This window comes from Myxococcus faecalis, from assembly GCF_050039385.1.
In the GTDB taxonomy this organism is placed as follows: domain Bacteria; phylum Myxococcota; class Myxococcia; order Myxococcales; family Myxococcaceae; genus Myxococcus; species Myxococcus fulvus.
This window is the reverse complement of sequence record NZ_CP144336.1, coordinates 5,098,838-5,117,872: the sequence shown is the minus strand read 5'-3', so window position 1 is coordinate 5,117,872 and position 19,035 is coordinate 5,098,838. Positions and strand designations below refer to the sequence as shown.

The window sequence follows — 19,035 nt, the reverse complement described above, 5'->3', positions numbered from 1 at the left end:
GGAGCGGACCCAGTCGGCCCTCTGTCAGGGACCAGTGCGAGAGCAGGAGCACCTCGGCGTCGCGCGAATCCTCGCGAGCGAGCAGCGGCGACGAAGTCACCTCGTCGTTACGACGCGGGGATGAGAGCGATTCGCTACCACGAGATAGGCGGTCCGGACGTGTTGCGGCTGGAAGAGGTATCAGACCCGACCGCGGGTCCTGGCCAGGCGCGAATCCGGGTGAGGGCTGCGGGCGTGAACTTCGCGGACACGGAACGCCGTCGAGGCCTCTACGACGCCACGGCCCCGCTCCCACGAATCCTCGGAAGCGAGGCCGCGGGGGTCGTGGACCAGGTCGGCGAGGGTGTCGACTCACGATGGGTCGGCAAGCGAGTGGTGGCCCTCGCGCAGCAGAGCTATGCGGAGTTGGCGACGACTTCGGTGGATGAGCTCCTGGAGCTTCCCGAGCACGTCTCCTTCGAGGAGGCAGCGGGGCTCCTCGTGCAGGGCCTCACGGCCTGGCATCTCCTCTTCACGTCAGCGCAGGTGCAGCAAGGTCACCGGGTCCTCATCCACGCCGCGGCGGGAGGCGTGGGTCTTCTCGCCATCCAGCTCGCCAAGACCTTGGGAGCCGTGGTGCTGGGGACCGTGTCGAACACGGACAAAGCCGCACTGGCGCGAGAGGCAGGCGCCGACGAGGTCTTCGTGTACGGAGGCTCGGCGTCAGTCTCGGATTGGGTGAAGCAGGTGACGGGAGGCAGCGGAGTGGAGCTGGTGCTGGACTCGGTGGGCGCCAGCACCTGGGCGAGCAGCCTCGAGTCGCTCGCGCCCTTCGGCCACCTGGTGGCGTACGGGAACGCCAGTGGTCCTCCGCCGGCATTCGAGGTGGAGGCGCTCTACGCGAAGTCGCTGAAGGTCAGCGCGTACTGGTTGCGCACCCCGCACCCGGCCGCCCTGCAGCGCCAGGCGCGAGAGGCATTGGGTCAGGCCCTCGCGGCCCGACGGCTTCGGGTGAAGCTGGGGTTGGTGGTCGGGCTGGAAGACGCCACCCAAGCCCACCGGCAACTGGAGTCCCGCGCTACCGTGGGCAAGGTCGTGCTCCGAGTTGCCTGAGCCATACCTCGGACCCTCAGCGCGAACTTCGCTGGGGGTTTGATATGTGTTCAGCGATGGGAGCTGGAAAAAAGAAAAGCCCCCGTCGCACGAGGCGACGAGGGCTTCTCAAAAAGAATCCGGCAGCGACCTACTCTCCCACGCGGTTTCCCGCGGAGTACCATCGGCTCTGGAGGGCTTAACTTCCGTGTTCGGGATGGGAACGGGTGTGACCCCTCCGACATTGCCACCGGAAAACAAGAGACAGTGCATACGAAGGGTAAGTTGCAGCATTCTGCGAGTATCAAGCCTCGCTGTGCTTTAAAGAAGTTTCTTCCGGGTGAATGCGAATGCATTCAAGCCTCGGCCTTGGCCCCGAGTCCCTTACTCCCCTCGAGGGGGCGCGCAAGAGATAGGGGGAAGTAAGCCGCTCGACCAATTAGTACTGGTTAGCTCAACGCGTTACCGCGCTTACACACCCAGCCTATCAACGTCGTAGTCTTCGACGGGTCTTCAGGGGCTTGCGCCCGGGATACCTGGTCTTGAGGTCGGTTTCCCGCTTAGATGCTTTCAGCGGTTATCCAATCGGCACATGGCTACCCAGCGATGCCTCTGGCGAGACAACTGGTACACCAGCGGTGCCTCCAACCCGGTCCTCTCGTACTAAGGTCAGAGCCTCTCAAGTATCCTACGCCCACAGCAGATAGGGACCAAACTGTCTCACGACGTTTTGAACCCAGCTCGCGTACCGCTTTAATTGGCGAACAGCCAAACCCTTGGGACCTGCTCCAGCCCCAGGATGCGATGAGCCGACATCGAGGTGCCAAACCTCCCCGTCGATGTGAACTCTTGGGGGAGATAAGCCTGTTATCCCCGGAGTACCTTTTATCCGTTGAGCGATGGCCCTTCCATTCAGGACCACCGGATCACTATGACCTGCTTTCGCACCTGCTCGACGTGTCCGTCTCGCAGTCAAGCTCCCTTATGCCATTGCACTCGCCGCCCGGTTTCCAATCGGGCTGAGGGAACCATCGCGCGCCTCCGTTACTCTTTGGGAGGCGACCGCCCCAGTCAAACTACCCACCAGACAGTGTCCCAATCCCGGCTAACGGGACATGGTTAGACACCAGAAATCAACAGGGTGGTATTTCACCGTTGCCTCCACCGAACCTAGCGGCCCGGCTTCAAAGGCTCCCACCTATCCTACACAGTCAATCCCTAGTGTCACTGTCAAGTTATAGTAAAGGTTCACGGGGTCTTTCCGTCTTGCTGCGGGTAAACTGCATCGGCACAGCTATTTCAATTTCGCTGAGTCCCTCTCCGAGACAGCGCGGAAGTCGTTACTCCATTCGTGCAGGTCGGAACTTACCCGACAAGGAATTTCGCTACCTTAGGACCGTTATAGTTACGGCCGCCGTTTACTGGGGCTTCGGATCATCGCTTCGCCTTGCGGCTGACGAATCCCCTTAACCTTCCAGCACCGGGCAGGAGTCAGACCCTATACGTCGGCTTGTCGCCTTCGCAGAGTCCTGTGTTTTTGGTAAACAGTCGCTACCGCCATTTCTCTGCAACCTCTCTCGGCTCCAGCTGTACGCCTTCACCTACCAGAGGCCCACCTTCTTCCGAAGTTACGGTGGAAATTTGCCTAGTTCCTTGGAGGAGAGTTCTCTCAAGCGCCTTAGGATTTTCTCCTCACCCACCTGTGTCGGTTTACGGTACGGACACCCTGCAAGCTCCCTACGGGACTTTTCTTGGAAGCAGAGCATCGACGACTTACCCCTTACGGGGCGCCATAAGGTCTCGAGGATAGCTGCCGCGCCTTTATTCGTACGCGACACCCCTACGCCTTTAGACTGACACAACCGCCGGTCAGCTCGTCTAGCTTTCTCCGTCCTCCCTTAGTTCAACGCTTGCAAGATGGCGCGGGAATATTAACCCGCTTTCCATCATCTACGCCTTTCGGCCTCGACTTAGGTTCCGGCTAACCCTGGGAAGATTAACTTGACCCAGGAAACCTTGGGTTTACGGCGAGGGGGTTTCTCACCCCCTTTATCGCTACTCATTTCGGCATCAGCACTCCCAACCGCTCCAGTCGCCCTTTCGGTCGGCCTTCGCTGCAGTTGGAACGCTCCCCTACCGCCATACGCTTTACGTATGACCCGAAGCTTCGGCACTAGTCTTGAGCCCCGTTACATTTTCGGCGCGGCCTGTCTTGACCAGTGAGCTATTACGCTTTCTTTAAAGGATGGCTGCTTCTAAGCCAACCTCCTGGTTGTCAATGACCTGCCACATCCTTTCTAGTGTTCACTTAGACTAGATTTGGGGGCCTTAGCTGTCGGTCTGGGTTATTCCCCTCTTGCCAATGGACGTTATCACCCACTGACTGCGTCCCGGGCTAACAATTACTGGCATTCGGAGTTTGGTACGGTTTGGTAATCTGGTGAGACCCCTAGCCGTTCCAGTGCTCTACCTCCAGTATTGAATTGCCCGAGCCGATACCTAAATATCTTTCGGGGAGAACCAGCTATCACGGAGTTTGATTGGCCTTTCACCCCTACACACAGCTCATCCCAGAAATTTTCAACTTTCATGAGTTCGGTCCTCCATGCGGTGTTACCCGCACTTCAACCTGGCCATGTGTAGATCACCCCGCTTCGGGTTATAATACACGCAACTAATTCGCCCTTTTAGGACTCGCTTTCGCTCCGGCTCCACCTATCGGCTTAGCCTCGCTACGTATATTAAGTCGCCGAATCATGATGCAAAAGGTACGCTCTCGCTCTGGCTTGCGCCGTAGAGCTCGAACTGCTTGTAGACATGCGGTTTCAGGTTCTTTTGACTCCCCTTGCCGGGGTTCTTTTCACCTTTCCCTCGCGGTACTTGTTCACTATCGGTCGCCAAGGAGTATTTAGCCTTACCGGATGGTCCCGGCTGATTCAGGCAGGATTGCACGTGTCCCGCCTTACTTGGGTAACCCACTCAGCTCCAACCAGCTTTCGCGTACGCGACTATCACGCTCTTTGGTGCCCCTTTCCAGAGGCTTCCGCTAGCCAGTCAAAGTCCTACCGTGGACCCGCTACCCCGACGCCACTTTCGTGACTTCGGTTTGGGCTTCTCCCATTTCGCTCGCCACTACTTTGGGAATCACTCATTGTTTTCTCTTCCTCAGGGTACTGAGATGTTTCACTTCCCCTGGTTAGCTCCTTCCTACCTATGTATTCAGTAGGAGGTAACACCGCTATTCGCAGTGCTGGGTTTCCCCATTCGGACATCTCCGGATCAACGCTTGGTTGACAGCTCCCCGAAGCTTTTCGCAGCCACCCGCGTCCTTCATCGCCTCTTGGCACCTAGGCATCCACCGCACGCCCTTAGTAGCTTACTTGCCCTAATCTCTTGTCCAACGCCCGCCTCCCGGCGGATTGTCGAAACTCGAAACCAAGGCCCAGACCCCTGCTCTTCGCAGCAGGCCCGGAAGATTCACTTCTAATTCGCTTGTAGAAACACCGCCTCTCACCTCGCCTCCCGGCGACGGCTTCGGCAGTGCTTTCTGCGAGAACTTGTTACTCAGCAGAAATTGCAACTTACCCTTCGTATGCACTTGTCAAAGAACGCTTCCCACTCGAACTGCAGGGAAAATCGTAGTGGAGCTGATCGGAATCGAACCGACGACATCCAGCTTGCAAAGCTGGCGCTCTCCCAACTGAGCTACAGCCCCTTAAACCAGGCCATCCTACCATGCTGGGTGCGTCACCACTTGCCCCTCTCGACTTACGTCTCGAGGAAGTGGTGGGCCTAGGTGGACTTGAACCACCGACCTCGCGCTTATCAGGCGCGCGCTCTAGCCAGCTGAGCTATAGGCCCAGGGAGCTACCGCGTCGATTCTTCCTACAGCGTCCTTCATTCTCAAAGAGCTGGTGCCGCGGTTTCCCGCGCACTCAGTCCTTCAAAACCAAACAGCAAGCCCGAAGAAGTCGAGTCGGATTGGACTCGGAAACGTTGACCTGGTCGACCTGACGCAGCCCGAAGGCTGCTGGCATCGCCTACTCGCACCGAAGTGCGTGTCCGATGCCCGGTCTCCTTAGAAAGGAGGTGATCCAGCCGCAGGTTCCCCTACGGCTACCTTGTTACGACTTCACCCCAGTTACCGACCACTCCTTGGGCATCTCTTGGTGAGATGACTTCTGGAGCAATCGACTCCCATGGTGTGACGGGCGGTGTGTACAAGGCCCGGGAACGTATTCACCGCAGCGTGCTGATCTGCGATTACTAGCGATTCCGCCTTCATGGAGTCGAGTTGCAGACTCCAATCTGAACTGAGACCGGTTTTATGCGATTAGCTCCCCCTCGCGGGTTGGCAACGCTCTGTACCGGCCATTGTAGCACGTGTGTAGCCCTGGTCATAAAGGCCATGAGGACTTGACGTCATCCCCACCTTCCTCCGGTTTAACACCGGCAGTCCCTCTAGAGATCCACTTGCGTGGCAACTAAAGGCGAGGGTTGCGCTCGTTGCGGGACTTAACCCAACATCTCACGACACGAGCTGACGACAGCCATGCAGCACCTGTCTCTCGGTTCCCTTGCGGGCACTCCCTCATCTCTGAGAGATTCCGAGGATGTCAAGACCAGGTAAGGTTCTGCGCGTTGCGTCGAATTAAACCACATGCTCCACCGCTTGTGCGGGCCCCCGTCAATTCCTTTGAGTTTTAGTCTTGCGACCGTACTTCCCAGGCGGAGAACTTAATGCGTTAGCTACGGCACCGCGGGGGTCAACTCCCACGACACCTAGTTCTCATCGTTTACGGCGTGGACTACCAGGGTATCTAATCCTGTTTGCTCCCCACGCTTTCGCGTCTCAGCGTCAGTTACCGTCCAGGTGGCCGCCTTCGCCACCGGTGTTCCTCCCCATATCTACGAATTTCACCTCTACTTGGGGAATTCCGCCACCCTCTCCGGCACTCAAGCACGACAGTTTCGGGCGCACTTCCTCAGTTGAGCTGAGGGCTTTCACACCCGACTTGTCACGCCGCCTACACGCGCTTTACGCCCAATAATTCCGAACAACGCTTGCACCCTCTGTATTACCGCGGCTGCTGGCACAGAGTTAGCCGGTGCTTCTTCTCCCGGTACCGTCAAGCCGTAGCGTGTTGGGCTACGGGTTTTCGTCCCGGTCGAAAGTGCTTTACAATCCGAAGACCTTCATCACACACGCGGCGTTGCTGCGTCAGGCTTTCGCCCATTGCGCAAAATTCCCCACTGCTGCCTCCCGTAGGAGTCTGGACCGTGTCTCAGTTCCAGTGTGGCTGATCGTCCTCTCAGACCAGCTACCCGTCGTCGCCTTGGTGGGCCATTACCCCGCCAACTAGCTGATGGGCCGCGGACTCATCTGGTTGTGATAGCTTGTATACAGAGGCCACCTTTTCCCTCAGTCTCCGAAGAAACCGTGGGCTTATCCGGTATTAGCCAATCTTTCGACTGGTTATCCCGAGCATCCAGGCAGATTATCCACGTGTTACGCACCCGTGCGCCGCTCTACTAAGGGTTGCCCCTATTCGCGCTCGACTTGCATGTGTTAGGCACGCCGCCAGCGTTCGTTCTGAGCCAGGATCAAACTCTCCAATTTTATTTTGAAGGTTGAACCGGCGTCAGCTGAGGCCCGGCTAAGGAACCTCAACTCGCTGATTCACTACGAGGCCCTGCCGGTATGCGCTTCTCAGCACTCCCTGACTGGGGCCTTCTCAAAGATTGACTGCGGTTTCCGCAATCCTTCTCTTCTTCTTGGGCTTGCTATTTGGTTTTCAAAGACCGAGTCGCTTGTTTCCACCGCGACTTCTTGCTACCCTGCGTCCGCCTTCGACTTCTTTCCGGCGTCAGCGGGGCGCCCCTTCTATTTCATCTTCGCATCCGCTGTCAACCACCCAGTTTCAGCTTTCTTCTTTGCTGCTCTCCCGAAGTCCTCAGCGCCGCCCAGTGGCTTCCGCTGCTTTCTTCCGGAGGGGCGCGGCTTCTACCTCTTCGCCGCGTCCCGGATCAACCTATTTGGTCAGATCCGTTTGATTCTTTTCGTCCGTCCCGGTGGGCTGCTGCGTTCACCGGTTCGTCGAGGGGCGCGGCTTCTATCACCACCGCGTTCCAGGTCAACAACCTTCGTCGACCTTTTTCTTCCCCCGTTGTTCGTTTCCCCGGGGCCGGAGCGCCAGGGCGACGAGCAGGGGTCCAGTTACTACCTCGTCACATCCCGTCCGTCAAATACCGGATGATCCACCCGGCGGATTTTCCGGCCCGGTCTATTGGGGGAACCCGGGAGGCCCTTGCGCCCCATCCCCGAATCGTCCGGCTCGTCGCTCCGGCTGCCCCTCGACGGGTCAGCTCTCCTTCTGACGGGCCTTCGACTTTTGGAGCTTCTTCATCTTGTCCAGGATGAGGGTGCGCTTGAGCGAGGACAGGTGGTCCACGAAGACGTGGCCATCCAGGTGGTCGATTTCGTGCTGGAGGATGTGGGCGATGCGGCCCTCCGCCTCCAGCTCGTGCCACTCCCCCGTCCGGTCCTGGTAGCGGACCTTGACCTTGTGGAAGCGCGGGCACTTCTCCCACTCCCGGGGAACCGAGAGGCACCCCTCCTCCAGCTTCACGGGCTCCTTCTTCTCCAGCACCTGGGGATTGACGATTTCGAAGGACGTCCCGTCCTCCCGCCCCACCAGCGCCACCCGAAGAGGCTCGCCCACCTGGTTGGCGGCGATGCCGATGCCCTCGGCTTCCTTCATGGACTCGGCCATCTGCTCCAGGAGCGTCTGGAGGGCGGGGCCGAAGTCCGTCACGGGCTTCGTGGGAGTGGTCAGGACCTTGTTGGGCCAGATAACGATTTCGCGAGCCATGGGCGCAATCTGCCATGTGCGCCCCACCTTCGCCGCGCCATTCCGCATGTCCCTGGAATGATGGACCCTGGCCAGACCCCAGCGCCCCATCCGTCGGGGCCCCCGCCCCGTCGGAGGCCCGCCTCCCAGCGCGGAGGTCCCCAGGTCTGCTAGACCTCGGCGCCATGCACCCGCACGCTCAGCTCCTCAACGACTTCTACTCGGCGTTCCAGCGCCGCGACGCCCAGGCCATGAACGCCTGCTACCACCCGGATGTGGAGTTCACCGATGAGGTCTTCGTCGGACTGCGCCACGCGGGCACCACCTCCATGTGGAGCATGCTCTGCGAGCGGGGCAAGGACCTGGAGCTCACCTTCCGCGACATCCAGGCCGATGACCGCTCCGGCCGCGCCCACTGGGATGCGAACTACACCTTCTCCACCACCGGCCGGAAGGTCCTCAACCGCATCGACGCGGAGTTCGAGTTCCGCGACGGCAAGATTGTCCGCCACCGTGACCGCTTCGACTTCTGGGCCTGGTCACGACAGGCGCTCGGCCCCGCGGGACTGGTGCTCGGATGGACGCCCCTCCTGCGAAACCAGGTCCGCGCCCAGGCCCGGAAGACGCTCGACAAGTACATGCGCGAGCGGGGCACCGCCGCTCCCTGAGCAGCCCACCTCACCGGCCCCGCTCCGGCGCGCCGCTCGACCCAGGGCGCGCCTCACACCGCCGGTGGCCTCAGGGGCGTGACGTCGGGCGCCACCCACGCCGTCCTCGCCTCGGCGGAGTCGAGCGTCTGCTTCCGGTAGTGCCTCGCCAGGAGCGTCGCGTCCAGCAGGTGCGGATTCTCCTCCAGCAGCTGCTCGAGCGACCGGGCCTCGGGGGTGAGCTCCATCGCCACCTGGACCAGCTCCATCCACGCCCGGGTGAGCGTCTCATGGTACTTGCCCGCGGCTCCAAGCGCGGCCGCATAGCGCTGGATGAGCGCTCGCACCTGTTGGAGTCCACGGTCGAACCCCTGCTCCTCGCGCAGGCAGCTCCAGGCCAACCTCAGGTGCTCGCGGTGCCCGAACCGCTCGCCCGGATACGTGGCCGAGGCCACCGCCGCCACGAAGGCCGCGTCCTCCAGCTGATTCCAATCCTCGCTCATGTCGACCGGGTCCTCGTCCGCATTCGCCTCGGGCTCTCGGACGGGTGCTCCTCCCGGTCGACCTCGGCGATGGCCTCGAGCCCCGCTCGCAAGCTCTCCACGTCCTCTTCTCCCAGCTGCCCCAGCACCACCGCCTCCAGGGCCTCCAGGCGCCGGTGCACCCGCGTCGCCAATGTCCGCCCCGGCCCCGTCAGGGAGACCTGGAACGAGCGCCGGTCCTCCGGCCGCGCCTCCCGCTTCACCAGCCGCTTCGCCTCCAACCGGTCCATGTAGCTGGTCAGCGTGGAGCGCTTGTGGCCGAAGGCCGCGTGCAGCTCGCTCAACGACGTGTCCCCCGCCTCCAACAGGTACGCCAGCAGGTGGGCCTCCCCCTGCGAGAGCCCCAGCGGCGGCGCCGCCCCCTCCAGGAACAGGCCGATGCGATGCGTGGCCCGGTGCACCTCGAGAACGAATCTGAGCCGCTTCATGATACTCGCGCAACAATCATTCCGGTTTCGGAATTTCCGAAATCGGAACGAATGTGCCTCCCGGTCCATGCCGGGGCCCGCAGAGGGTACACGGGGCACTCGAGCCGGGACGGCGCTCCCGGGCGCGGGGAGCCATCACCGCGGGAGGATCCTCCGTGCTCCAGGACTCAGGGCGTGGGGGCCTTGGCTCCCGCCGCCTTGGGCGGTGGGCCCCGGTAGGCGAGGAGCGTGTAGTACGAGCCCGTCGCATACCCCGGCAGCTTCTTCGGGTTGAACGAGCTGGTGCTCGACACCGTGCCGCCCACGTAGCCCGCGGGCATCTCCACCAGCTTCAGCGCACACCCGGCGAGCACCAGGCCCGCGACGGGGACGTCGTTCGACACCACGTTGCAGGTGCCCGTGGCCGCGAAGGTCCCCTCCGGGAGGACGAAGCGCATGTGGGCCGGCACCTGGTTGCCCGGCGCCAGCGGCGTGCCCGGCGTGATTCGCAGACAGGCCGTGGCCGTGCCCACGCTCTTCTGCCCCAGGTCCACCCACTTGCCATCCTGCTCGCGAGCGCGCGGCACGTAGATGCCCGCCCCCAGCTTCACCGTCGCCTCGAACGGCGCCGCCGCGCAGGCCGCCGCATCCGCGGGCTTCGTCGCGTCCTCCTGCGTGCGGAACTGGAAGACCTCCGACTCCGCCCGCGCCTCGAACGCACCCGCGAACATCAACGCCACCACTGCGTCGTGCCACCGCGCCATCGGCACCTCCGTCGAGAGTCCACCCTCCTAACGGCGCCCGGCCCTCCCGTCCGGGCGCGCCAGGACGGCTACTGCCAGGACAGCGTGTACTCAGCGTCGAGCGGCCCCGTCTTCTTGCCGCTCACCCGCACCTGCTTGCCACCGACGGCCTCGATGACCGCCTGGAGCACGCCCTCGTGATAGGCCGGCGTCATGAAGTCGCGCTTCATGGAGAAGACACCACTGGTGTCTCCCGTCCACGTCACGCCACGCTCACCGTAGCTCACCGCCGCCTTGTAGCCCGAGTGCAGGTTGCCCAACATGCGCTTCGGGCTGTTCGACGCCAGCAGGAGCAACGTCTTGCCCGCCGCGGAGGACAGGAAGTCCGTCGTCGCCTGCACGCCCATCCGCCGCAGCGCCGCGTCGAAGCCACCCAGCTTGGGCCCCATCACCTGCGCCGCCGTGAAGGCCAGCCTCAGGTACGCCTCCACCGGGTAGTTGAAGAAATCGACGTACTTCTTTTCTCCCGCAGCGGCGAGGCAACGCTGCACCGCGGCCTCGCCATCGAGCACCCTGACCGCGCCAAGTACGCCATTGAAAAACAGTCCTCGCGCGGTGTCGTCGCGCGTCGCCAACGAGACGCGCTCCTCCAGCTCTCGTGCGAGTTGGGGTTCGAGCACGTCCAACTTCAAAGCCATGTCTGCCATCAAACGGTGTCTCCATGGGGGGGAAGGAGGCACCCGAAGTCTACAGCCGAATGAGCTGCGCGCCGTAGTGGATGTTCGCGCCAACGGCCGCCACCAAAACGATGTCCCCTCCTCCGAGGCGAACCCGCCCGCACGCCAGGTCCTCCGCCAACAGGATGAGCATCCCCGCGGCCGACGTATTGCCATACAAGTCGACATTGCAGGCCACCGCCCCCGCGGGTAGCCCCGCGCGCGCCACGAACGCGTCCATCACCCGCTTGTTCGGTTGATGAAAGTAGTACCGCTTCACCTCACCCTTCAGGTCGGGTCGGGGACTCAACACCGCGTCCAGGCACTTCTGCATGTACTCCGGATAGCTGCGCGCCACGCGGAAGCCATCCACCACGAAGGCCATGTCCGCCGGACGCGAGCGCCCCGGCTGGTAGGGCAGCTTCAGCGTCCCGCCGCCCTTGCGGATGACCAGGTCCCCATGCGCGTTGCCGGAGAACGAGGCGAGGATGCCCGCACCTCCCGGCGCGTCCTCCTTCGTCTGGAGCACCACCGCGCCCGCCCCGTCTCCGAACACGTACATGGACAGATAGCCCTGCAGCGTCTTCGCCCGCCCGGGGCCCGGTGGCAGCTCGTCCTGGTACACTTCCCGGTTCACCAGCGGCGAGGTGAAGGCCGACGCCACCACCGCCACCGTGCGGAAGCGGCCCCCGTCCATCATCTTCTTCACCAGGTCCAACACGTACGTCGTGCCGCCGCAGCCATCGTCCACCAGCAGCGCGAACGCGTCCTCGCGCAGCCCCAGCCGCTGGTGCACCGCCATGGCGTCGTGGTTGAAGTGCGGCGCGTCCGGCGTGCACGTCACCACGAACAACGCGTCGAGCTGCTTCGCGTCCACGCCCGAGCTCTCGAGCGCCTTGCGCAGCGCCACCTCGCACATGTCCGTGTTCGTCGCGGGGTAGAAGTGGCCGTCGTCCTCCGGCGGAGGCACCGCGCGCCCCGTCGCCTCGTCGAAGTCCCACAAGAACCGCCGCTCACGGATGCCCAGCTTCTCCTCGATGCGCTCCGCCGGCCACCCGGGGATGGCCTTCGCGATGCGCGCGTTGCTCACCCGCCGCGAAGGAACAAATGCTCCGGCACCGACGACACAGACATTGGGTGTCATTCCATGGCCTCGTTTTTTCACAGCCACGCCGGATGGGAGGGATTCCCTGGCCCACTGCATCGAGCAGGATTCACGCCAGATACGAAGCCCTTGAAATGACGGCCTCTCAACCCGGAAGCCGCTTCACTCTTGAAGAGCTTCATGGAGCCACGCGCGCTCAACCCACCGGATTTATAGGGAGGACCGTGATGCTTCAGAAATGAAGCGTCTTGCTGCGGAATTGAAGCAGCGCCGGCGATACATTGACTTCAGGTGCGGCGCCACTCCACTCGACGCGGCATCCCGGAGACCAGCAACGCCAGGGTTGCGAGTGATTGCGCACTCCGAGTGCCGAGACATCTTGGACCCATGGCACTGGACACGCCAGGGCCTCCTGGGGTTCCCGGCGGAGGCCCGGGGATTTCCCGGATACTTCCCGGGGCGCGTGGGAGCATGCCAGTGTGCGCCTCCGAAAGGCGTCGCGGGACCGCGCACTCCCAGAGCGGAGGCCCGGTCGACGAATGGGTCGTGCCCTCGCTCGAGTCCCTCCCCCGCCGCTGGCAGCCCGTCCTCCGGCTGGTGCTCTTCACGGCCGCGTATGCACTGGGGGCACGGCTGGGCGCGGTGCTGGCGTTTCCTCCCGAGCACGTCTCCGCCATGTGGCCCCCCAGCGGCGTGGCGCTCGCGGGGCTGCTGCTCACCCGGCACCGCGAGTGGCCCGCGCTCGTGCTGGCCGCCATCCTGGTCGAGCCCTTCGCCGTGGGCGCCTCACACGGGCCCGTCACCTCCACCGGCTTCGTCATCGCCGCGGGCAACCTGCTGGAGGCCATGGTGGGGGCGCTGCTGCTGCGCCGGGTGGTCCGCTTCCACCCGTCGATGGACCGCGTGCGCGACGTGCTGGGGCTGGTGGGGCTGGGCGCCCTGGGCGCCACCCTGCTCAGCGCGAGCCTGGGCATGAGCATGCTGCTGTCCGCGCAGCGCCTGGCCCCCGCGGACTTCTGGCCCGCGTGGCGCGTGTTCTGGGTGGGCAACGCCATGGGCGTGCTGCTCGTCGCGCCCCTGCTGCTCACCTGGACCGCGCGAGGGACCAGCGGCTGGAACCGGCAGCGACGACTGGAGCTGGTGGCGCTCCTGCTGCTGCTCGGCGTGGCCACCCACTGGGTGTTCCGCATGCCGCCGTCAGCCGCGCCTCCGGCCACCTTCCATCCAGTGACGTACCTGACGTTCCCCTTCCTGCTGTGGGCCGCGCTGCGCTTCGAGGCCCGGGGCATCACCATGGCCGCCGCGGTGATGTCCTCGGTGTCCCTGCTGCACACCGCCCTGGGCAACGGCCCGTTCGCCCAGTTCGCGTGGCACAACGACAGCCTCACCTTCCTCCAGTCCTTCCTCGCCGTGGCCAGCGTGTCCGGACTGCTGCTCGCCAGCGCCCTCAGCGAGCGGCGCCGCGCCCAGGAGGAGGTCAGCCACCTCAACCAGGAGCTGCGTCAGTCGCTGCAGACGCTCGCCGCCACCCAGGCCACCCTGGTGCAACGCGAGCGCATGGCCGCGCTCGGCGAGCTGAGCGCCACCGTGGCCCACGAGGTCCGCAATCCGCTGGGCGCCATCTCCAACGCGCTCGCCGCCATCCGACGCCTGACGCCCCAGATGGCCACCGGCCCCACCGGCTCCCTGATGGACATCATGGACGAGGAGGTCGAACGGCTGGCCCTGCTCGTCAATGACCTGCTCGACTTCACCCGCCCCGTCGAGCCCCGGCTGCGCAGCCAGTCACTCGGCCCCGTGGTGGAGGGCGCGCTCGTGGCGTCGCTGCGCTCGGGGGCCTCGGGCATCAACGTGTCGCGAGAGCTGGACGAGTCCCTGCCGCCCATCGCGCTCGACGCGCACCTGCTCCACGTGGCGCTCACCAACCTGTTCACCAACGCCGTGCAGGCCATGCCCGCCGGTGGCAGCCTGGTCACCCGCATCGAGACGGATGTGCGCTCGGGCACGCCGCACGCCCGGCTCACCATCTCCGACACCGGCCATGGGATGACGGACGAGCTGCAACAGCGCATCTTCGAGCCGTTCTTCACCACGCGCGCCAGCGGCACCGGGCTGGGGCTCGCCATCGTCCGACGCATCGTCGACGGACACCACGGCGAGGTCATCGTCCACAGCACCGTCGGACAGGGCACCACCTTCACCGTGTGGTTGCCCTATGCCGGGGAGACTCGCGCCGTGGCTTGAGGGTGCGGCTCTCGGGGCGGTCGACCTCACGCCTCCTGGGTTGCTTCACACGGGCACCGCGCTCGACGGTACCCGTGCGGACCGCTCGACGCTCAGAACGGGATGTTGTCGTCGTCGTTGGGCGGCGGGACGTCGTCCTGGTAGCCACCACCACCGCGGCCGCCGTAGCTGTCGCCACCACCGCGACCGCCACCATAGCCGCCGCCCTCGTTGCCACCGCCGCCGCCCTGCTGACGCGCCATCTCCGCCTCGATGGCGGAGAGCAGCTGGCGCTCCTTGTCGTGCCAGCGCGACTTGCTCGGGTCGTTCAGCGAACGACGCGCGCCATTCGCGTAGAACTCCAGGTCCTGCATGCTCGCTCCCGCGACGGGCGCGCCCTTGCTGCGGCCGTAGTTCGGGAACACCATTCCGTCCCCGCCACCGCCGCCACCACCCGCGCTCGGCGCAGACCGACGGGGCGCCGCGGAGGCCGCGTCCGGCGTCGAGCCGATGGACAACTCTCCCATCCGCAGCGTGAAGCCTTCCTCGCTCCTGAACGCCGTGCCCACGCGCACCTGCTCCACGCGACCATCGGGGCGCCGCACCGCCACCGTGACTGGATAGCCTTGCTCACTCATGGCGCCCGAATCCCATCCCTCCCCCCAACCTGTCAACGGCGGCGAAATCGCCCTGTCCGCCAGCCACATGCCCGCCTGGTGAACGCCCTCCCACCTCCGCGTCCCAGGCACCTGCTCGCCGGCTGAACCCCCCTCAGCGCGCACCTCGGACTCCATGCTCGGACCGGGGACCGCAGCCGTTCCGGAGGACCTCGGTCTCACGTCGCCACCGTCCCCGCGGCCGTCGCGAGCGCGCCCCTGCTCAGGTTTCGTGGAGACAGGCTCGGGGGGGTGCCCACGTGGAGGGGAGTCCCCCCGGAGTCAGCGCCTCCGCGGGATTCGAGAACCTCGACACATCGTGCGCCCGGAAGCAGCCGTGCTCGCGCCGACCTGGGGCCACTGGGGCGAGGGCGACGCGCGCCTTTCACCCTGCTCTCGAGGCTCGGGCTTCTCACCCTGGCGTCCCGGGCCGTGACGATGTCGGGGCGCGCCACGCTCGTCCCGTCGCGGCGCGTGCGAGCATTCCGCGCACGGGATTCAGGGCACCCGGGCTCGGCCTTCTGCCCCGGCCTCCTTGGCCGTGACGAGGTCGGGGCGGTCCACGCTCGTCCCGCCGCGGCGCGTGTGCGCATTCCGCGCTCGGGATATGGGGCGCCCGGCTCGGGCTCATCGCCCTCGCTGCCGCTGGCACGCTCGGGACACACGGCTCGCATGGCGGCTCATCCGAAGAGCCGCTCGATGCCGTGAAACAAGGCTCCCCTCTCGAGGAGCCCGGTCACCGGGAACTTGTGTGGGAGCCGCGAGACGTCCGCGGCGGGACTTCAGACCAGCGACGCCTGCGCGCCCCTGCCGCCCTTCTTGCGACCGCGCTTGCCCTTCGCCGGCTGGGCCTCACGCAGCGCCTTGCTCGCCGCACGGCCGCGCGGCAGCTTCACGTCCTGCACCGACTGCGGCTTCGCGTCATCCACCCACGCGGTGGGCCGACGGTCCGTGCGCATCAGGAGCCGCAGCTTCTGGTAGTGCGCCGAGCAGTAGCCCTTGGAACGGCTGGGGCGCTTGCACCCGATGATGGCGCACGAGCGGGAACCCTCCGCCACCCGGGCCCGCGTCGCCGCGCCCTTCGTCGCCACCAGCGGCAGCTCCACCTGCGCCGCCGGCTTACGACCCGGCTTGCGGCCCCGCTTCGCCGCGGGCGCCGGCAACACCGACGACTGCCGCGCCGCCACCGGCCGCACACCGGCGACCGCACCCAGGCGGCTCGTCAGCGGCGCCAACCGGAAGGTCACCGAGCGCAGCATGTCCAGGGCCTCGAGGCCCTCTTCCAACCGGCTCACCGCCTGCTGCAAGGGCACGAGCTGCGTCTGCAACTCGCGCCGGAACATCTCTCCAAGCTCATTCGCAATGGACATGTGACGGGAGGATATACGCCGTCCTGGGTTCCCGGCGGGAAATCCGCTGCACGGCACGCGCCAAGCGTCGCCTCCGAGCGGATTTCCGCCTCCGGCCCCTCCAGGAGGTCCTGCTCCGAGCGAAACCCTCCGACTCCAGGGCCTGGTGAAACGTCTCCCTGAAACAGTTTCAACCCTGGGCGCAGGTCAACGGCTCGGGCCGCGGCGTCACCGGGTCCACCTTGCGCACCGACGTCGGGAGCTCGAACAGCGAGGCCCCCGCCCTGGGGCAGCCCCCCGCCAACGACGCGAGCGCCCACACCAACAACACCGTCAGCACCACCGGGTGACCCACGACACGTGCCTCCTCAGGCTCGGATACCCACCCAGAACGCGGCGGACCGTATTCCTTGGCCTCCTGGGGATACGAACGAGCCTAGCCCAAGGGTCTGACCCGCCCTGGAGGGAGGGGGAGCGAGCGGCCCGGGTCCCCCGCGCGGCCACTCCGGGTGTTAAAGGAGGCCCAACATGACCTTGGCCCCTCCTCCCGTCCGCTTCCGAGGCACCGACTCCTACCTCACCCACGAGGGCCTCCAGGCCGCCGTCAATTGTGCCCTCACGCTCCAGCGCCCCCTGTTGGTCAAGGGCGAGCCGGGCACCGGCAAGACCCTCCTGGCGGAGGCCATCGCCGAGGCCCTGGGACTGAAGCTGCTCACCTGGCACGTCAAGAGCACCACGCGCGCCCAGGACGGCCTGTACATCTACGACACCGTGCAGCGCCTGTATGACTCGCGCTTCGGCGACGGGGACGTGAAGGACATCCGGCGATACATCCGCATGGGCCCTTTGGGCGAGGCCTTCGCGTCCCCCGAGCGCGTGGTGCTGCTCATCGACGAGGTGGACAAGGCGGACCTGGAGTTCCCCAATGACTTGCTCCACGAGCTGGACCGGATGCGTTTCCGCGTCACTGAAACCAACGACGAGGTGGCCGCGAAGCACCGCCCCATCGTGGTGATTACGTCCAACAACGAGAAGGAGCTGCCCGACGCGTTCCTGCGCCGGTGCGTGTTCCACTTCATCGACTTCCCGGACGCGGACCTCATGCGCCGCATCGTCGACGTGCACCACCCGGGGCTCGACGCCGCGCTCGCGGAGCAGGCCCTCAAGGTGTTCTACGAGCTGCGCGCCCTCTCCCGCCTGCGCAAGCGGCCCTCCACCAGCGAGCTCATCGACTGGATCACCGTGCTCAAGGCGCAGGGCGTGACGGACCTGAAGCTGGACGAGCAGCTTCCGTTCCTCGGGGCGCTCCTGAAGAAGGAGCAGGACCTGGTCTCCGTGGCGGAGGCCTTCGGGCGCGGCCGGCGCACGCGCGCCTGAGCCAGGAGACGGCATGTTCCTGCCATTCTTCTACGAGCTGCGGCGACGAGGCGTGAAGGTGGGCGCGCAGGAGGCGCTCGCCCTGGCCGGCGCGCTGAAGGCGGGGCTGCACGACAGCAGCCTCGACGGCTTCTACCACGTGGGCCGCGCGCTCCTCGTCCACTCGGAGACGCAGCTGGATGCGTTCGACCAGGCGTTCCTCGCGCACTTCCAGGGCGTGGAGACCGCGGGCCTGGAGCTGATGCAGTGGCTGGAGGACGCGCGCGAGCGACCCCAGCTCACGCCCGAGGAGCAGGCGCTGCTGGAGGCGCTGGACCCGGAGGAGATTCGCCGCCTGTTCGAGGAGCGCTTGCGCGAACAGAAGGAGCGCCACGACGGCGGCAACCGGTGGATCGGCACCGGCGGGACTTCACCGTTCGGGAACAATGGCTTCTCGCGCGGCGGCATGCGCGTGGGTGGCAAGGCCGGTGGCAAGCAGGGCATGGCGCTGATGCAGGCGGGGGCGCGCAAGTACGCGGGCTACCGCGATGACCTGGTGCTCGACACGCGGCAGCTGGCCGTGGCGCTGCGCAAGCTGCGCGCGTTCGCTCGCGAGGGCGCAGCCGAGGAGCTGGACGTGGACGAGAGCATCTCCGCCACCGCGCGCAACGCGGGCGAGCTGGAGGTGGTGACGCGTCCCCCGCGCAGGCCCAACACGCGCGTGGTGCTGGCGATGGACGTGGGCGGCTCCATGGACCCGTACGCAGCCACGATGAGCCGGCTGTTCTCCGTGGCGAGCCAGGCGACGCACTTCAAGGAACTGCGAACGTATTACTTCCACAACTGCGTCTACGGAAAGCTCTACGCCACGCCGCAGCTCACCGGCGGCATGACGGTGCCGGAGCTGGTGGCGCAGGTGGGAAGACATCACAAGCTCATCATGGTGGGTGATGCCTCCATGGCCCCGTACGAGCTGGGCATCCGCACCGACGCGGAGGGGCGCTACAAGGCGGACGGGCTGGAGGGGCTGACATGGCTGATGCAGCTGGCCCAGCACTTCGAGCGAAATGTCTGGCTCAACCCCGAGCCCATGGGCGCGTGGCGCACGGGCTCCATCGCCACCATCGCCCGCGTGTTCCCCATGTTCTCCCTCACCGTGGAGGGCCTGGGTGAGGCCGTGGCCCACCTGACACGGGGACGCACGGTGAAGGGCGCGATGGCGCGGCGGTAGGTGGATACAGACCCATTCGGGTCAGGTCATTTTCGCCTCGGGCTGGCGTTCCAGCAATGCCAGTCCATCGTACCGCGGTCGTAGTGTCTGCCTCTTGCGCGACACTCCCAATGACAGTCACACTTGCAATGAGAGGGC

The 19,035-nt window shown here is 65.1% G+C and carries 14 protein-coding genes, 2 tRNA genes and 3 rRNA genes; 5 read left to right on the top strand and 14 right to left on the bottom strand.

The genetic code is table 11. From position 1 onward, the window contains the following. Nucleotides 1-234 precede the first annotated feature (234 nt). Complete coding sequence (locus VZQ01_RS20505) at nucleotides 235-1,092, top strand: zinc-binding dehydrogenase (protein WP_426748744.1); 858 nt, start codon at nucleotides 235-237, stop codon at nucleotides 1,090-1,092. A gap of 117 nt (nucleotides 1,093-1,209) precedes the next feature. Here the strand turns inward: VZQ01_RS20505 and rrf are convergent. The 6 genes from rrf to def all read right to left on the bottom strand — a co-directional run bounded on the left by rrf (nucleotide 1,210) and on the right by def (nucleotide 7,943). Beyond that, a 5S ribosomal RNA gene (gene rrf / locus VZQ01_RS20500) occupies nucleotides 1,210-1,326 on the bottom strand. 163 nt (nucleotides 1,327-1,489) lie between these two features. Next, nucleotides 1,490-4,453, bottom strand: a 23S ribosomal RNA gene (locus tag VZQ01_RS20495). A 260-nt stretch (nucleotides 4,454-4,713) separates the two neighbouring features. Next, nucleotides 4,714-4,786: transfer RNA gene (locus tag VZQ01_RS20490), tRNA-Ala, on the bottom strand. 69 nt (nucleotides 4,787-4,855) lie between these two features. Then, nucleotides 4,856-4,932 (bottom strand) — tRNA-Ile (locus VZQ01_RS20485). Nucleotides 4,933-5,153: 221 nt separating this feature from the next. Beyond that, a 16S ribosomal RNA gene (locus VZQ01_RS20480) occupies nucleotides 5,154-6,691 on the bottom strand. The 16S, 23S and 5S rRNA genes sit together here with 2 tRNA genes alongside, the layout of an rRNA operon. 742 nt (nucleotides 6,692-7,433) lie before the next feature. After that, nucleotides 7,434-7,943: a peptide deformylase gene (def, locus tag VZQ01_RS20475; protein WP_223751025.1), complete on the bottom strand. Its 510-nt coding sequence runs from the start codon at nucleotides 7,941-7,943 to the stop codon at nucleotides 7,434-7,436. Nucleotides 7,944-8,107: 164 nt separating this feature from the next. Between def and VZQ01_RS20470 the strand changes: the two genes are divergently transcribed. Further along, complete coding sequence (locus tag VZQ01_RS20470; protein ID WP_141331158.1) at nucleotides 8,108-8,590, top strand: nuclear transport factor 2 family protein; 483 nt, start codon at nucleotides 8,108-8,110, stop codon at nucleotides 8,588-8,590. 53 nt (nucleotides 8,591-8,643) lie between these two features. On the opposite strand, the gene VZQ01_RS20465 is transcribed toward VZQ01_RS20470, so the two are convergent. From VZQ01_RS20465 to VZQ01_RS20445, 5 genes are all read right to left on the bottom strand, one after another. After that, nucleotides 8,644-9,072, bottom strand: coding sequence for a hypothetical protein (locus VZQ01_RS20465; protein ID WP_426748743.1), 429 nt, complete (start codon nucleotides 9,070-9,072; stop codon nucleotides 8,644-8,646). Continuing rightward, nucleotides 9,069-9,539, bottom strand: a complete 471-nt coding sequence (locus tag VZQ01_RS20460; RefSeq protein ID WP_223751023.1) for a MarR family winged helix-turn-helix transcriptional regulator — start codon at nucleotides 9,537-9,539, stop codon at nucleotides 9,069-9,071. The genes VZQ01_RS20465 and VZQ01_RS20460 overlap by 4 nt, the downstream gene beginning before the upstream one ends. A gap of 167 nt (nucleotides 9,540-9,706) precedes the next feature. Further along, nucleotides 9,707-10,282, bottom strand: coding sequence for a hypothetical protein (locus tag VZQ01_RS20455; protein WP_426748742.1), 576 nt, complete (start codon nucleotides 10,280-10,282; stop codon nucleotides 9,707-9,709). Between the two features lie 68 nt (nucleotides 10,283-10,350). Then, a complete protein-coding gene (locus VZQ01_RS20450; RefSeq protein WP_370640428.1) occupies nucleotides 10,351-10,968 on the bottom strand; it encodes a DUF2378 family protein in 618 nt (205 codons plus the stop codon). A 40-nt stretch (nucleotides 10,969-11,008) separates the two neighbouring features. Next, on the bottom strand, nucleotides 11,009-12,121 hold the full coding sequence (locus VZQ01_RS20445; protein WP_426748741.1) for a 3-oxoacyl-ACP synthase III family protein: 1,113 nt from the start codon (nucleotides 12,119-12,121) through the stop codon (nucleotides 11,009-11,011). A gap of 507 nt (nucleotides 12,122-12,628) precedes the next feature. Between VZQ01_RS20445 and VZQ01_RS20440 the strand changes: the two genes are divergently transcribed. After that, nucleotides 12,629-14,326 carry an MASE1 domain-containing protein gene (locus tag VZQ01_RS20440; RefSeq protein ID WP_426748740.1) on the top strand — a complete coding sequence of 566 codons (1,698 nt, stop codon included), beginning with the start codon at nucleotides 12,629-12,631 and terminating at the stop codon, nucleotides 14,324-14,326. 92 nt (nucleotides 14,327-14,418) lie between these two features. Here VZQ01_RS20440 and VZQ01_RS20435 read toward each other — a convergent pair whose 3' ends face one another. The 3 genes from VZQ01_RS20435 to VZQ01_RS20425 form a co-directional block, all read right to left on the bottom strand. After that, entirely contained in the window at nucleotides 14,419-14,943 is a 525-nt protein-coding gene (locus tag VZQ01_RS20435; RefSeq protein ID WP_223751019.1) for a hypothetical protein, read from the bottom strand. An 800-nt stretch (nucleotides 14,944-15,743) separates the two neighbouring features. After that, on the bottom strand, nucleotides 15,744-16,331 hold the full coding sequence (locus VZQ01_RS20430; RefSeq protein ID WP_074958614.1) for a vegetative protein: 588 nt from the start codon (nucleotides 16,329-16,331) through the stop codon (nucleotides 15,744-15,746). Between the two features lie 169 nt (nucleotides 16,332-16,500). Then, the gene (locus tag VZQ01_RS20425) at nucleotides 16,501-16,665 is read right to left on the bottom strand and encodes a hypothetical protein (RefSeq protein WP_254042161.1); all 165 of its coding nucleotides are present in this window, start codon (nucleotides 16,663-16,665) and stop codon (nucleotides 16,501-16,503) included. 173 nt (nucleotides 16,666-16,838) lie between these two features. Between VZQ01_RS20425 and VZQ01_RS20420 the strand changes: the two genes are divergently transcribed. Both VZQ01_RS20420 and VZQ01_RS20415 read left to right on the top strand, forming a co-directional pair. Then, nucleotides 16,839-17,687 (top strand): AAA family ATPase, encoded by an 849-nt coding sequence (locus tag VZQ01_RS20420; RefSeq protein WP_141331140.1) that lies wholly within the window; start codon nucleotides 16,839-16,841, stop codon nucleotides 17,685-17,687. Nucleotides 17,688-17,700: 13 nt separating this feature from the next. After that, nucleotides 17,701-18,897 (top strand): vWA domain-containing protein, encoded by a 1,197-nt coding sequence (locus VZQ01_RS20415; RefSeq protein WP_426748739.1) that lies wholly within the window; start codon nucleotides 17,701-17,703, stop codon nucleotides 18,895-18,897. The last annotated feature ends 138 nt before the right edge of the window (nucleotides 18,898-19,035 follow it).